The organism is Microvirga lenta (assembly GCF_020532555.1).
In the GTDB taxonomy this organism is placed as follows: Bacteria; Pseudomonadota; Alphaproteobacteria; order Rhizobiales; family Beijerinckiaceae; genus Microvirga; species Microvirga lenta.
This window is the reverse complement of record NZ_JAJBBR010000008.1, coordinates 300,428-314,131: the sequence shown is the minus strand read 5'-3', so window position 1 is coordinate 314,131 and position 13,704 is coordinate 300,428. Positions and strand designations below refer to the sequence as shown.

Genomic DNA, 13,704 nt, shown 5'->3' with positions numbered 1-13,704 from the left:
ACGCGGGGGCGGGGAGGGGATTCGATAGCGTGACCCTCCGTTCGGTAAGGAAAACAAAAGTGGCTTGGTATTCGCAGACCTGGAACTGGTTCAACGGCGCATGGCATGAGGGCAATCCGCCGCTCATCGGGCCCCGTTCGCACGTCTCCTGGCTCGGCTCCTCCGTCTTCGACGGCGCGCGCGTGTTCGAGGGCGTCATGCCCGACATCGACCTGCACTGCGCCCGTGTGAACCGCTCCGCCCGCACCATCGGCCTCGAGCCGACCCTGTCCCCGGATGCCATCGTCGAGCTGGTCCGCGAGGGCGTGAAGAAGTTCGCGCCCGGCACGGCGCTCTACGTGAAGCCGATGTACTGGGGCGAGGCCGAGGGCATCGCCACCATCGCGCCCGATCCGGCTTCGACCCAGTTCTGCCTGTCGCTCTTCGAGGCGCCGATGCCGGTGCCGGGCGGCCTGTCCATCATGAAGTCGAGCTTCCGCCGCCCGACCCTCGAATCCATGCCGACCGATTCCAAGGCGGGCGCCCTCTATCCCAACAACGCCCGCGTGATCCGCGAGGCGCGGGAGAAGGGCTTCGACAACGCCCTCGTGTGCGATGCGCTCGGCAACGTGGCCGAGACCGGCACCTCCAACGTGTTCATGGCCAAGGACGGCACGGTCTACACGCCGTATCCGAACGGCACCTTCCTTAACGGTATCACCCGCCAGCGCGTGATCCAGCTCCTGCGCGACGACGGCGTGCCGGTGGTCGAGGCCACTCTGCGCTACGAGGATTTCGCGGCCGCCGACGAGATCTTCATCTCGGGCAACTATTCCAAGGTCATGCCGGTGCTGCGCATCGATTCCCGCGACCTCCAGCCGGGCCCGTTCTACCGCCGCGCCCGCGAGCTCTACTGGGCCTACGCCCACGGCAACAGCGCCAGCAAGGCGGCGTGAGGCTGGGGGATCATTCCCCAGCCTTAACAGAGTTGTCATCGATACGTTAACGGACGGACATCGAGCTCCTTCAAGAGACGGCCTCGCTTGAAGAAGCATGAAAGGTCTACGATGTCTGTCCGTCTCCTCTCGGCCCTGCCGCTGGCCGCACTGCTCGGAACGAGCGCCCTCGCGCAGCAGCAATTCCCGGTCTCTCTCGCCGGCCATGCCATCCTCCCGGCGCAGAGTTTCGTCGAGGCTCCCGCGGATGCGCCCGCCGACCTCAAGACGCCGGGCAAGTTCACGACGGCCAAGCGCGTCGACGCGCTCGGAACCGTGGAAGGCACGTCGGGGGATCGCCCGACGGGCGTGAAGGTGCCCTTCAAGGGCCAGCCCCTCCAGGGGCATTCCGGCATCAAGTCCGCCGGCGACGGCACCTTCTGGGTCCTCACCGACAACGGTTTCGGCTCGAAGGCCAATTCGCCCGACTCGATGCTGTATCTCAACCGCTACCGGATCGACTGGACGAGCGGATCGGCCGACCGCCTCGAGACCGTGTTCCTGCACGACCCGGACAAGAAGGTGCCGTTCCGGATCGCCAACGAGGCGACCGAGAAGCGCTATCTCACGGGCTCCGACTTCGACATCGAGAGCTTCCAGCCCATCGGGGACAAGATCTGGATCGCCGACGAATTCGGCCCCTTCCTGATCAAGGCCGACCGCTCCGGCAAGATCGAGGCCGTGTTCGAGACGTCGATCGACGGCAAACCCGCCCGCTCGCCCGACCATCCCTCCGTGACCACACCCGCCGTTCCGACCGGGACGGTCAGCTTCAATATCCGGCGCTCCAAGGGCTACGAGGGCATGGCGGCCTCGAAGGACGGAAAGTTCCTCTATGCGCTGCTCGAAGGCCCGGTCTGGGATGCCGAGAAGAAGCAGTGGGAGAACGTCGACGGGCGCGAATACCTGCGTATTCTCGAATTCGACGTGGCGAACGAGAAATGGACCGGCCGCCATTGGAAATACGTTCTCGACCAGAACGGCCTCGCCATCGGCGACTTCAACATGATCGACGCCACGACCGGCCTCATCATCGAGCGCGACAACGGCGAGGGAACGGCCGACAAGGCCTGCCCGCAGGGCCAGAAGCGGCCCGACTGCTTCCACGACGTGGCGAAGTTCAAGCGCATCGTGAAGATCGAGCTGTCGGACGCCAACGCGAACGCGCCCGTCCGCAAGATCGGCTATGTCGATCTCATGCAGATCGCCGATCCGAACAAGAAGGCCCGCAAGCCGCTGAACGACACGATGCTCACCTTCCCGTTCTTCACCATCGAGAACGTGGACGTGGTCGACGACCGTCACATCATCGTCGGCAACGACAACAACCTTCCCTTCTCGTCGAGCCGCGAGCCCAACAAGGCGGACGACAACGAGTTCGTCCTGCTCGAGGTCGGCGACCTGCTGAAGGCCCGCTGACCGTCTCTCCCGGCCGGGAAGGGCTGAGGGCCGGTCTCAACGAAGTTGTGATCCGGTCCCCTCGGCCCTTCGCCGGAAGAACGCCCTAGATGGCTCCATCGTGTGTCCCTTTCATGGAACTGCGGTGGAGCCTTCCGATGCGCCTTGCACTGACCAGCCTGCTCGCTCTCGGCCTCGCGATGGGAGCGGCCCGCGCCGAATCCGTCGATCTCGAACTCGTCTTCGCGGCGGACGGCTCCGGCTCCATCGACGACGAGGAACTGCGCCTCCAGCGCAAGGGCTGGGCCGATGCGCTGACGAGCGAGGACGTGCTCAACGGGATCAGGAACGGCCCCCTCGGCGTCATCGCGGTCGCCTACATGGAGTGGGGCGGGCCGAGTTCGCAGGTGCTCATCGTCGATTGGCACGTGATCCGCGACGCCGCGAGCGCCCAGGTCTTCGCCGACAAGCTCATGAGCGCGCCCCGGGGCGCCTACGGCTACAATTCCATCTCCAACGCCATCGACTTCTCCGTCCGCCTCGTGGAAACGAACGCCCATGATGGCACCCGCAAGGTGATCGACGTGTCCGGCGACGGAGCGAACCGGGGCGGGCGCCCGCTGGAGGAGGCGCGGGCGGATGCGCTCGCCAAGGGCTTCACCATCAATGCCCTGGCGATCCGCCGTCCCGGCAGCGGCCGGCCGGGCGGGCCCGGCGGGATGCCGCTGGAGGATTATTACGGCCAGAACGTCATCGGCGGGCCGGGCTCCTTCGTGGAGATCGCGAACGAGACGCAGCCCTTCGCGGTCGCGGCGCGGCGCAAGCTCCTGACCGAGATCGCGGGTACGGGCGGCGCGGCACGCCACGCGAGCCGGTAGTCCCGCTTCGCCGATCCGCCACGCTACGAGCGAACATTCCTTTGCGGAATGCTAGATTGCGCGCCATGACGAATCTCGAAAGCTGGATCATCCAACAGGGCCTGAGCGGCACAGGCGTCGCCCCGCTGCTCGCCGGGTTTGCCGAAGGACTCGCGGCGGAAGGCATTCCCGTGGCGCGGGCCTATCTCGCCCTGCCGACGGTCAATCCGACATTCCGCGTCTACAACCATGTCTGGACGCGCTCCGCCGGTCTGTCCGTCGAAGGCGTCTCCCATGAGCGCAACAACGACGCCTTCGAGGTCAGTCCCTTCGGCCATCTGCTCAGGATCGGGGAGATGAAGCGCCACTGGCGCTTCGACGGACCCGACGCGGAGGCTTTCGCCGTGTTCGAGGACGTCAGGCAGATAGGCGGCACGGATTATCTCGCCCGCCTGTTCAGCTTCGAGAATGCCGCGGCTCCCGATCTTCGCGGCTGCGCGGCGGCGCTCTCGTCCCACCGCGACGGCGGCTTCTCCCCGGAGGAGGTCGCGCGCATCGACGCCGTGCTGCCCCTGCTGGCGCTTGCCGCCTACCGCATGACCCTGTTCGACCTGACCGTCGGCATCCTCGACACCTATGTGGGCCTCTCTGCGGGCCGCCGCGTGCTGAGCGGCGAGATCCGGCGCGGCCTCGGCACCACCATCACGGCGGCGCTGATGTTCGCCGATCTGCGCGGCTTCAGCGCCCTTGCCGACGGGGGCGGGACGCAGCTCATCGAACGCCTCGACCGGCATCTCGAAGCCATGGCAGATCCCGTGGCCGAGCAGGGCGGCGAGGTGCTGAAATTCATGGGCGACGGGCTTCTCGCGGCTTTCCCCATCACCGAAGAGCAGCCCTCGGAGGCCGCCTGCGCCGCCGCCGTGCGCGCGGCCGAGGCGGCGCTGGCCCGCAACGACGCCGTCAACCGCCTCTACGAGGGCGAGACCGCGCTCCACCTCGACATCGCGCTCCATTGCGGCGACGTGTTCTACGGCAATATCGGCGCCGCCGGCCGTCTCGACTTCACGGTCATCGGCCCGGTGGTCAACGAGGCGAGCCGCATGGAGGCGCTGTGCCGGGAGCTCGATTGCGCGGTCGTCATGTCCGAGAGGATCGCGGATGCGAGCCCGCTGCCCGTGCGCCCCCTCGGCCGCCAGCGCCTGCGCGGGATCGCGGCCGAGCGGGAGCTGTTCACCCTGGCCTCGATCAGCGGCGCGAGAGCCTGACTCCCAGAACCTTCAGCGAGATGAGCAGCACCGCGCCGTAGACCAGCGCCCCGCCCGTGCCGAGAAGGCCGAGGAGGATCTCGTTGCGCCACACGGACAGGGTGTCCGTCCAGGCCGAGAGCGGCGCGGGCGCGAGCCAGGCGAAGGCCGCCAGCACCACGCTCGCCGCGGCCACCGCCGCGAGCGTGCGGGCGAGCGCCCCGCTCGGCGCCATCCAGTCCCGGCGCCAGGCGAGGATGACGAGGAGGCCGAAATTCACCCAGATCCCGACGGCGGTGCCGAGCGCGAGCCCGACGACGCCGAAACGGTCCATGAGCAGGACCTTGGTGAGGATGTTGACCGCCACCGCCGAGAGGGAGGCGATGAGCGGCGTCACCGTGTCGGAGCGCGAGTAGAAGCTTGCGACCGCGGAGCGGATCAGCACCGCGGGCGGCAGCGCCAGCGCATAGGCGGCGAGCACCGCGCCGGAGCGCTCCGCCGCCGCCTCGTCGAAGGCGCCGCGCTGGAACAGGGCCGACATGATGAGTTCCGGCATGGCGACGAAGGCCACGAGGAAGGGCGCGGCGAGCGCCAGGGTCATGCCCATGGCCCGGTTCTGCGCGTTGTGGGCGGCGCCGACATCGCCCGCCGCGATGCGGCGGCTCATCTCGGGCAGGACCACGGTGCCGGCCGCGATGCCGATGACGCCCAGGGGAAGCTGGTAGAGCCGGTCGGCGTAATACAGGGACGCGACCGCGCCCGTGGGCAGGAAGGACGCGATGATCGTGTCCGCGAACATGGCGAGCTGCACGCCCGCCGAGCCGATCACGGCCGGGCCGAGGGTCTTGAAGAAGCGCTTCATGGCCGGGTCGAGCCGCGGCGCCTCCAGCCCCGGCGCGGCCTTCGCCCGCTTGGCCGCGAACCAGACCAGCAACAGTTCGAGCACGCCCGCGGCCGCCACGCCCCAGGCGGCGGCATGGCCGGCGCTGGGAAACAGGAAGGCCACCCCCAGGGCCGCCACGATGGCCACGTTGAGCAGGACCGGCGCGGCGGCGGCGGCGGCGAACCGCTCATGGGCATTGAGGATGCCCGAAAGGATCGTCACCAGGGTGATGAAGAGCAGGTAGGGAAACGTGATCCGGGTCAGGGTGACGGCAAGGTCGAACTTCGCCGGATCCTCGGTGAAGCCCGGCGCCAGCAGGGTCACGACCACCGGCATGCCGACGAAGGCGAGGACGAGCACGCCGATCTGCACGATCAGCATCAGGGTCGTGATGCGGCTCGCGAAGGAACGGGCAGGGGCCGCGCCCTCGCTCTCCAGCACCTGGGCATAGGTCGGCAGGAACGCGCTGTTGAAGGCGCCCTCGCTGAAGATCGCCCGGAAGTGGTTCGGGATGCGCAGGGCGACCAGGAAGGCGTCCGCCACCAGGCCGACGCCCATCACGGCGGCGATCACCACGTCGCGGACGAAGCCGGTGAGGCGGGAGACGAGGGTCCAGCCGCCGACGGAAAGGATTTTCCTGAACATCGGTCAGACCCGGCGCATCATCCGGGAGCCGTCCGGGACGAGGCCCGTCCCGACCTCCGCCGCGCCGCCGAGCCGCTCGGAGACCACGTAGAGCGGACGCCGCTTCACCTCCGCGAAGATGCGGCCGACATACTCGCCGATGATGCCGAGCGACATGAGCTGGATGCCGGAGAAGAACATGACCGAGACGATGAGGCTCGGGAAGCCCGGGAGGTCGGTGCCGAACAGCATGGTGCGCACCAGGAAGTAGACGGCCGTCGCGATGGCCAGGAACGAGATCAGGAAGCCGAGATAGGTCCAGATCCGCAAGGGGGCCGTGGAGAAGGCGGCGATGCCGTCGAAGGCGAAGCGAAAGAGTTTCCTGAAGCTCCACTTGGTGGCGCCGTGGAGGCGCTCCTCGACCACGAAGGGCACGCCCGTGCTCTTGAAGCCGATCCAGGCATAGAGGCCCTTGGAGAACCGGGCCTTCTCGCCCAGCGCCCGCAGCACGTCCACGCCCTTGCGGTCGATGAGGCGGAAATCGCCCGCGCCGGGCGGCAGCTCGATTTCGCCGAAGCGGGCGAAGAGGCGGTAGAAGAGATGGGCGAAGCCCCGCTTGGCCCGGGTCTCGTCCGACCGGTCCGTGCGCTGGCCGTAGACCATGTCGTAGCCTTCCTTCCAGCGCTCCACGAAGGTCTCGATCATCTCCGGCGGGTGCTGAAGGTCCGCATCCGCGATGACCACCGCATCGCCGCGCGCATGGTCGAGCCCCGCCGCGATGGCGATCTCCTTGCCGAAGTTCCGGCTGAAGGAGACCGCGCCGATCCGGGGCTCCTTCAGGCTTTGGGCTCTGATCAGGTCCAGGGTGTCGTCCCGGCTGCCGTCGTCGACGAAGATGACCTCCCAGCGGGAGGTGATCCGGTTCAGGACCGGCAGCAGACGGCCGCACAAGGGCGCGATATTGGCGCTCTCGTTGTGAACGGGAATGATGACGCTGAGCTCGGGCGACGCCACGCGGTGATCCTTCGTTGTCGCGCGCATTGAGAGCCGAGTTTGCGGCTTTCCTCAAGAGTATTAGGGTGCGGCAAAGCCGAATTTGGGGATATCCATGGTCTCGAAGCGTTCCGTCGTGCTCTGCGCCGACGATTTCGGCCTGGCCGACGGGGTGAGCCGGGGCATCGCCGAGCTGGCGGAGGCCGGCCGCATCTCCGCGACCGGAGCCATGACCAACATGCCGGGCTGGCGGCGCAACGCCCCGATGCTGGAGCCCCTGAAGGGACGCATCGGAATCGGCCTGCACCTCAACCTCACGACGGGGAGGCCCCTCGGAGCCATGCCGCAGCTTGCCCCCGGCGGCGTGTTCCCGCCCTTGGGGACGTTGATGGCGAAGGCCTTGAGGCGGCGGGTGCCCGCCGACGAGGTGCGCGGCGAGATCGCACGGCAGCTCGACGCCTTCGTGGAGCACCACGGGGAGCATCCCGCCTTCGTGGACGGGCACCAGCATGTCCATGTGCTGCCGGTCGTCCGGCGGGCGCTGATCGAGGAGCTGACGGAGCGGGGATATGCCGGACGCCTCTGGCTGCGGGATCCGTCGGACGGGCCGGCCGCGATCCTGCGCCGTCCCGTCGGGCGGAGGAAGGCCTTCGTGGTCCAGGCCCTGGCGGCAGGATTCGCCGGGGATGTCCGCGCCTCCGGCTTCGGGACGAACGAAGGCTTTTCCGGCTTCGCCCCTCTCGATCTCTCCATTCCCGTCGACCGGATCTTCGCGGCGGCCTTCTCGCATCTGGGGCCGAAGCCCGTCGTCATGTGCCACCCGGGTTATGTGGACGACGAACTGCGCAGCCTCGATCCGGCTCTCGATAGCCGCCGGGAGGAGCGCGACTATCTGGGATCGGACGCGTTTCCCGCCCTGCTGGAAAAATGCGGAGCCCGGCTCTCGCCCCGTCCCGGCGGATAGAAACCAGTCACGGCCCAGGGAGTTTGTCGATACGATGTGCAACTGCGATTTTTCCTACCGCGCCTCCTCCCCGAAGAATGCGCTGTCGCGCCGCAAGGCCCTGCGCCTGATGGCCTGCGCCGCCGTTGCGCCCGCCCTGGCGGGCTGCGAGCGGATCGCCCCCTTCGTCGTCTCGGACGAGACGGTGGAGCAGCTCGGGCTGGAGACCTGGAGCCGGCTTCAGCAGCGGATGCCCGTCTCGCGCGATGCCGGGGCGCAGCGGCAGGTGGCCGAGATCGCGACCCGCCTGCTCGTCGCCGCCGGCGAGGATCCCCGCCGCTGGGAGGTGCAGGTCTTCGCCCAGCCGGAGGCGAACGCCTTCGTGCTGCCGGGACGGAAGATCGGCGTGCTCGAAGGCATGATCCGGGTGGCCGAGAACGAGAGCCAGCTCGCTGCCGTCATCGGCCATGAAATCGGGCATCTCCAGGCCGAGCATTCGCGGGAGCGGGTCTCCGGCGAGACGCTGCGGCAATGGGGATTGCAGCTCATCAGCTTCCTGCTCCAGGTCAACGACGTCGCGTTCGCCCGCGAGATCGCGGCTTTGCTCGGCGTCGGCGTGGAGTTCGGCCTCGTCCGGCCCTATGGCCGGGCCCAGGAGCTGGAGGCGGACAGGCTCGGCCTGTTCACGATGGCCAAGGCCGGCTACGACCCGCGCGAGGCCGCCGAGCTCTGGCGGCGCATGGACGAGCGCGGGGGCGGCACCCCGGCGCTCCTCTCGACCCATCCGGCCCCGCAGGACCGCATCGAGGCCATCGAGGCGCTGATCCCGCAGGCCATCGAGGCCGCGAGGGCCTAGCGCATCGTGCAAAAGAAAACGGGCCCCGAAGGGCCCGTTCACGGTCGTGGGATCGTTCCTTACCGCGTCGCGGTCTCGAACATCTCCTCGACATGCTCCCAGTTCACCAGGTTGTCGAGGAAGGCCTTGAGGTAGTCGGGGCGACGGTTGCGGTAGTCGATGTAGTAGGAATGCTCCCACACGTCGCAGCCCAGGATCGGCTGTGCGCCGTGCACGAGCGGGTTCTCGCCGTTCGGGGTCTTCATGACGGTGATCTTGCCGTCCTTGACCGCGAGCCAGGCCCAGCCGGAGCCGAACTGGCTGACGCCGGCCTGGATGAAGTCCTCCTTCATCTTGTCGACGGAGCCGAGATCCTCGACGATCTTCTTCTCGAGCTTGCCCGGGAGGGCGCCGCCGCCATTGGGCTTCATCCACATCCAGAAGTGGATGTGGTTGTAGTGCTGGCCCGCATTGTTGAAGAGCGCCTGGTTCTTGCCGTAGGAGCCCTGGACGACCTCCTCGACGCTCTTGCCCTCGAACTCGGTGCCCTTCAGCAGATTGTTGCCGGTGTTCACGTAGGCGGCGTGATGCTTGTCGTGGTGGAACTCCAGCGTTTCCCGCGACATGTAGGGCTGCAGCGCGTCGTAGGCGTAGGGCAGTTCGGGCAGGGTGAAAGACATCGGCGTCTCCTTCGGGGTTGAGCGACCAGGGGATCGTCCAGGCGGAACGGTCCCTCTGCTTCTCGTGCCGCATTTTCCACGGCGAACCGGATCCACGTCGGAAAATGCTCTGGGGCTTAGTTAAAGCGCCGAAAGCCCAAGGGCAACGGCCAAGCTCCTGACTTTTTTCCCGTCAAGCTTTCCATGATATTGCCTTTGGCCTATAGGACCATAGCTTTGCCTTTGAATGTACATGACGTTGCGTAACATGGAGCCCGCATGATCATCGCCCTTTTCGCCCTAGCTGTCGCGATGATTGTAGGCGGATTGCTGGCGGCCTTTCTCGGCTGGGACATCGTTCTGGTCGAGCGCGGCTGGACCATGGTGATCGCCGGAAGCGTCTTTGCCGCGAGCGGTGCGCTGCTTCTGGGCATCGCGGCCGCGGTGTCCAAGCTGAGCCGGATCCAGGGCGAGCTGGCGCGCCTTCACGCCGACCTGAACGACGACGAGGCGGGAGCGTCCCTGCCGACAGCGCAACCCTCCCTTGCGCCGGCCGCCGCGGGCGGGCTTTCGCTGGCGGCCTTGTCCGGCGGGCTGTTCGGCAGCCGGTCGGCGGAAGCCGCTCCGGAGCCCGAGCCGCGCACCGAGCAGCCGCCGCTGCCGCTCTTCCCCGAGGCGCCCGAAAGCAACCTGGACAGGGACCGGGACTTCGAGCCCGGGCCCGCCGCCGACAGCCGCGACGAGGCGCCGGCCGACCTGTTCCAGCCCATGGAGCCGCGCGTCTATCCCGAGGCCCCCCGCGAGCCCGAGCGTGTCGCCGAGGAGGAAGAGGCGCCCGAGGTGAGGGTGCCGGATTTCCTGATCGCCGACCGCTACCGCGAGGCGGTCTATACCGAGATCGAGGATCCCGAGACCGACGAAACCCTCTATGCGCCCGGGCCCGACGAAGCCCGTTCCGAGGAAGAAGAGCAGCCGTCCGCGGCGCCCGAGGAGGAGGAAGAGCGGCGCGAGGCACGCGGCTTCGACGAGACCGAGGAGCCGGTCACGGAGACGGCGCCGGAAGAGGATGCCGCGGCCGACGAGGAGACCCGGGCCGACGCGGGAGATTCCGCCTCCACGATCGTCGGAACCTACAATTCCGGCGACAACCGCTACGTCATGTTCTCGGACGGCTCGATCGAGGCGCAGACGCCCCAGGGCGTGTTCCGGTTCAACTCCCTGGACGAGCTGAAGGAATTCATCGCGTCCGGCGGCGAGGGCGACCGCGGCTCCTCGGCTACTTGATGAGCGCCGACAGGGCGCGGAAATCGTCCGTGCCCGCCCGTTCGAGCCATTCGAACACCACCATCTCCGTCGTCACCCAGTGACAGCCCGCATGGAGCAGGCGTGCGCAGGCCGCGCTCACGCTGTGGCCGGAGCGGCTCGAGACCGCGTCCCCCGTGACGAAGACGTCGAAGCCCGCGTTCTTCAGGCCCAGGGCGGTCTGCAGCACGCAGACATGAGCCTCCACGCCGCAGAGCACCACCTGGTCGCGCCGCTCGGCGCGCAGGGCCATCATCCGCTCCATGGTGGCGGCATCGCCGGCGGCGGAAAAGTCCATTTTCGGCAGGACGACGGGATCGGCCGGGAGGGCCTCGGCGACGGCGGAGACCGTGGGGCCGAGGCCCTTGGGATATTGCTCGGTTACGGTGACGGGCACGCCGAGCCGGGCGGCGGCGGCGATCAGGACCCGCGCCCGCTTGACGACCTGGTCGCCGTCCAGGATCGCCGGCATGAGGCGCTCCTGCATGTCGACGACGACGAGATGCGAGCGGGCGGCATTCAGCAGCATGTCACTTGTCCGGATTGAAGAGCGGCGGGTCGCCGGGGATGGGCAGCACCATCGTAAACCGCAAACCGTCTTCCGGGAAATCCATGTTCACATCGGCCTGGAGCTGCGTGGCGAGAACCCGTTGCAGCAGGCGCGAGCCGAAGCCCTGGCGGGTCGGCATCGAGACGCGCGGACCGCCGCGCTCCGTCCAGGAGAAGCGAAGGATCGGCCGGTCGCCGCCGCGCACGACCTCCCATTTCACCTCCACCTGACCGCCGAAGGTCGAGAGGGCGCCGTGCTTGGCCGCATTGGTGGTCAGTTCGTGGATCGCCATGCCGATGGGAACGGCCGCCTCGGAGGGCAGCTCGACGGACGGGCCCTCGACGACGACCCGGTTCCTCGCCTCGTCCTCGTAGGGGCCGAGCTCCGTCTGGACCAGCTCCTCCAGGGAGGCCTTCTGCCAGAGGTCTTCGGTGAGCAGGTTGTGCGTGCGGGCGAGCGACACGATGCGGCCGACGAAGCCCTGGTAGAAATCGTCGATGCTCGACGCGGTGCGCGCCGTCGAGCCCACGATGGCCTGCACGGTGGCGAGGGTGTTCTTGACCCGGTGGTGCAGCTCGCGGATCAAGAGCTGCTGGCGCTCCTCGGCGTGCTTGCGGTCCGTGATGTCCTGCACCACGCCGGTCATGCCGCTCAGGATGCCGAACTCGTTGAAGGTCGTCTGGCCCTGCGCCGCGACCCAGGCCCGGACCCCGTCGCTGGCGCGGGTGATCCGGTATTCCACGTCGTAGGGCGCCTGGGTGTCCATGGACCGCAGCATGGCCGCGGATGCCCGTTCCATGTCGGCCGGATGAAGCAGGTTGCGCAGGTCGGTCCAGGTCAGGGCGGTGCCGGGCTCCAGGCCGAAGATCTCGGCGGCGCGCTCGGAGAGGGTCATGACGTCGCTGTCCATGTCCCAGTTCCAGTCGCCCATCTTCGCGGCCCGCAGGGCGATGCGGAGCTGCTCCTCGCTGCGGCGCAGGGCCTGCTCGGTCTCCTTGAGGTCGTGGATGTCCACGCTCGTGCCGCACCAGCCCCTGAACTCCCCGCGGGCGTCGTGAACCGGCGCGGCCTGGATCATGTGCCAGCGATACTCGCCCTGGAGGGTGCGGTAGCGCATCTCGGTGGTGTGGGCCGACTGGCTCCGGCCCACCGGCTCCATCTCGGCGCGCACCCGGGCGAGGTCGTCCGGGTGGATCCAGTGCATCCAGCTGTCGCCGAGGGCGTCTTCCGCCGGAAGCCCGGAAAACTCGCGCCAGCGGTCGTTGGCATAGGTCAGGTGCAGGTTGGTGTCGATGATCCAGACGAGGGCCGGGAGCGACTCCGCGATCACGCGGAAGCGCGCCTCGCTCTCCCGCAGGGCGGCTTCCGCCCGGGCCCGCTCGACCGCGATCCAGGTGCGCTCGGCCACGTCCTCGATCAGCGCGAGTTCGTCGCTGGACCATTCGTGGGGCTCGGCCGCGTTCAGATAGAGCAGGGCCGTCAGGCGCTGGTTCTTGAGCAGGGGGATGGCGAGCGCGGTCCTGGCGTTCACCGCGTTGAAGACCCCCTGGCGGGACAGGTTGGCCCGGTCGGGGTCGTTCTTCAGGTCGTTGAACGAGAGCGTGCGCCCCTGCTTGAGCTCCGCCAGCATGTCGGGCAGGAAGTCCTGGAGGCGGTAGTGCCGCCCTTCGTTGCTGATCGCGCCCCTGGACCATTCCCGCTCCACGAGAATGAGCTCCCGGTTCTCGTCGACCTCTCCGTAGCCCGCGCAGTCGACCTTGAGGAAGCGGCCCAGGGCGCGGGCCGTGGCCTCCATGATCTCGTAGGGATCGTCGATGCCGCGAAGCTGGTCGTTCAGGCGCAGGAGGAATTCCTGGCGGCGCTGGGCGAGGTTGATCTCCTCCTTGGCCTTTTCACGCTCGGTGACGTCCTGGATGACGCCGAGGATGCGGATCGGGCGGCCGGCCTCGTAGATGGCGCCGCCCCGGACCAGAACCCGCCCGATCCGGCCGTCGGAGCGGATGATGCGGTGCTCGATGTTGAGGTCGGTCTTCGTGGCCAGGGCATAGGCGAGGGCCTGACTGCGCCGCTCCACGTCGCCCGGATGGATCATCCGCTCGTATTGCTCGTAGGTCAGGGTGTCGTCGGGCCCGACGCCGAGAATCGTCTTGCCGGCCTTGTCGATGACGAGCTCGTTCGTGGCGAGGTCGCGCTCCCAGGAGCCGAGCCTTCCCACGTCGAGCGACATCCGCAGGGTGCCGCGGCACCGGTCCAGCTCCGCTTCCGCGGCCTCCAGGCGGCTCCGCAGCTCGGCCATGCGGGCAGGATCGTCGCCCGCGGCGGGGGCGCCGTTCTTTGCATCCGGCAATTCGCGTTGCTTCTTCATGTACTCGTACTCGTACTCGCGGATGCTCTTAACGCGCGTCCCATCCTTCTCGTTGCCCCGATTTCCGGACATGACCC

Annotated in this window: 12 protein-coding genes; 7 read left to right on the top strand and 5 right to left on the bottom strand. The window is 68.1% G+C overall.

Annotated features, from left to right (window positions below; translation table 11 throughout):
* The first annotated feature begins 59 nt into the window (after positions 1-59).
* The 4 genes from LGR44_RS14250 (at position 60) to LGR44_RS14235 (ending at position 4,494) form a co-directional block, all read left to right on the top strand.
* A complete protein-coding gene (locus LGR44_RS14250) occupies positions 60-935 on the top strand; it encodes a branched-chain amino acid aminotransferase (protein WP_226741361.1) in 876 nt (291 codons plus the stop codon).
* Between the two features lie 111 nt (positions 936-1,046).
* A complete protein-coding gene (locus LGR44_RS14245; RefSeq protein WP_226741360.1) occupies positions 1,047-2,393 on the top strand; it encodes an esterase-like activity of phytase family protein in 1,347 nt (448 codons plus the stop codon).
* Positions 2,394-2,530: 137 nt separating this feature from the next.
* The gene (locus LGR44_RS14240) at positions 2,531-3,250 is read left to right on the top strand and encodes a DUF1194 domain-containing protein (RefSeq protein WP_226741359.1); all 720 of its coding nucleotides are present in this window, start codon (positions 2,531-2,533) and stop codon (positions 3,248-3,250) included.
* 65 nt (positions 3,251-3,315) lie between these two features.
* The gene (locus LGR44_RS14235; RefSeq protein WP_226741358.1) at positions 3,316-4,494 is read left to right on the top strand and encodes an adenylate/guanylate cyclase domain-containing protein; all 1,179 of its coding nucleotides are present in this window, start codon (positions 3,316-3,318) and stop codon (positions 4,492-4,494) included.
* Here LGR44_RS14235 and murJ read toward each other — a convergent pair.
* Both murJ and LGR44_RS14225 read right to left on the bottom strand, forming a co-directional pair.
* Positions 4,475-6,001 (bottom strand): murein biosynthesis integral membrane protein MurJ, encoded by a 1,527-nt coding sequence (gene murJ, locus LGR44_RS14230; RefSeq protein WP_226741357.1) that lies wholly within the window; start codon positions 5,999-6,001, stop codon positions 4,475-4,477. The two genes, LGR44_RS14235 and murJ, sit on opposite strands and share 20 nt — an antisense overlap.
* A gap of 3 nt (positions 6,002-6,004) precedes the next feature.
* Positions 6,005-6,994, bottom strand: coding sequence for a glycosyltransferase family 2 protein (locus tag LGR44_RS14225; RefSeq protein WP_226741356.1), 990 nt, complete (start codon positions 6,992-6,994; stop codon positions 6,005-6,007).
* A 94-nt stretch (positions 6,995-7,088) separates the two neighbouring features.
* Here LGR44_RS14225 and LGR44_RS14220 point away from each other — a divergent pair, with 94 nt between their 5' ends.
* Together LGR44_RS14220 and LGR44_RS14215 are read left to right on the top strand one after the other, a co-directional pair.
* Positions 7,089-7,937, top strand: coding sequence for a ChbG/HpnK family deacetylase (locus LGR44_RS14220; RefSeq protein ID WP_226741355.1), 849 nt, complete (start codon positions 7,089-7,091; stop codon positions 7,935-7,937).
* A gap of 34 nt (positions 7,938-7,971) precedes the next feature.
* Entirely contained in the window at positions 7,972-8,772 is an 801-nt protein-coding gene (locus LGR44_RS14215) for a M48 family metallopeptidase (RefSeq protein ID WP_226741354.1), read from the top strand.
* A 59-nt stretch (positions 8,773-8,831) separates the two neighbouring features.
* Here the strand turns inward: LGR44_RS14215 and LGR44_RS14210 are convergent, their stop codons facing one another.
* Positions 8,832-9,431: a superoxide dismutase gene (locus LGR44_RS14210; RefSeq protein ID WP_226741353.1), complete on the bottom strand. Its 600-nt coding sequence runs from the start codon at positions 9,429-9,431 to the stop codon at positions 8,832-8,834.
* Positions 9,432-9,689: 258 nt separating this feature from the next.
* On the opposite strand from LGR44_RS14210, the gene LGR44_RS14205 reads away from it, so the two are divergent.
* Positions 9,690-10,694, top strand: a complete 1,005-nt coding sequence (locus LGR44_RS14205) for a hypothetical protein (RefSeq protein WP_226741352.1) — start codon at positions 9,690-9,692, stop codon at positions 10,692-10,694.
* Here LGR44_RS14205 and LGR44_RS14200 read toward each other — a convergent pair.
* Together LGR44_RS14200 and LGR44_RS14195 are read right to left on the bottom strand one after the other, a co-directional pair.
* Positions 10,687-11,241 (bottom strand): hydrolase, encoded by a 555-nt coding sequence (locus LGR44_RS14200; RefSeq protein ID WP_226741351.1) that lies wholly within the window; start codon positions 11,239-11,241, stop codon positions 10,687-10,689. The genes LGR44_RS14205 and LGR44_RS14200 overlap by 8 nt on opposite strands.
* A gap of 1 nt (position 11,242) precedes the next feature.
* Positions 11,243-13,699 (bottom strand): PAS domain-containing protein, encoded by a 2,457-nt coding sequence (locus LGR44_RS14195; RefSeq protein WP_226741350.1) that lies wholly within the window; start codon positions 13,697-13,699, stop codon positions 11,243-11,245.
* Between the last annotated feature and the right edge of the window lie 5 nt (positions 13,700-13,704).

Coding starts and splice junctions, on each gene's coding strand:
- LGR44_RS14200 (WP_226741351.1), bottom strand. CDS start 11,241: ATGCTGCTGAATGCCGCCCGCTCGCATCTCGTCGTCGTCGACATGCAG.
- murJ (WP_226741357.1), bottom strand. CDS start 6,001: ATGTTCAGGAAAATCCTTTCCGTCGGCGGCTGGACCCTCGTCTCCCGC.
- LGR44_RS14235 (WP_226741358.1), top strand. CDS start 3,316: ATGACGAATCTCGAAAGCTGGATCATCCAACAGGGCCTGAGCGGCACA.
- LGR44_RS14215 (WP_226741354.1), top strand. CDS start 7,972: ATGTGCAACTGCGATTTTTCCTACCGCGCCTCCTCCCCGAAGAATGCG.
- LGR44_RS14245 (WP_226741360.1), top strand. CDS start 1,047: ATGTCTGTCCGTCTCCTCTCGGCCCTGCCGCTGGCCGCACTGCTCGGA.
- LGR44_RS14240 (WP_226741359.1), top strand. CDS start 2,531: ATGCGCCTTGCACTGACCAGCCTGCTCGCTCTCGGCCTCGCGATGGGA.
- LGR44_RS14205 (WP_226741352.1), top strand. CDS start 9,690: ATGATCATCGCCCTTTTCGCCCTAGCTGTCGCGATGATTGTAGGCGGA.
- LGR44_RS14195 (WP_226741350.1), bottom strand. CDS start 13,699: ATGTCCGGAAATCGGGGCAACGAGAAGGATGGGACGCGCGTTAAGAGC.
- LGR44_RS14220 (WP_226741355.1), top strand. CDS start 7,089: ATGGTCTCGAAGCGTTCCGTCGTGCTCTGCGCCGACGATTTCGGCCTG.
- LGR44_RS14210 (WP_226741353.1), bottom strand. CDS start 9,431: ATGTCTTTCACCCTGCCCGAACTGCCCTACGCCTACGACGCGCTGCAG.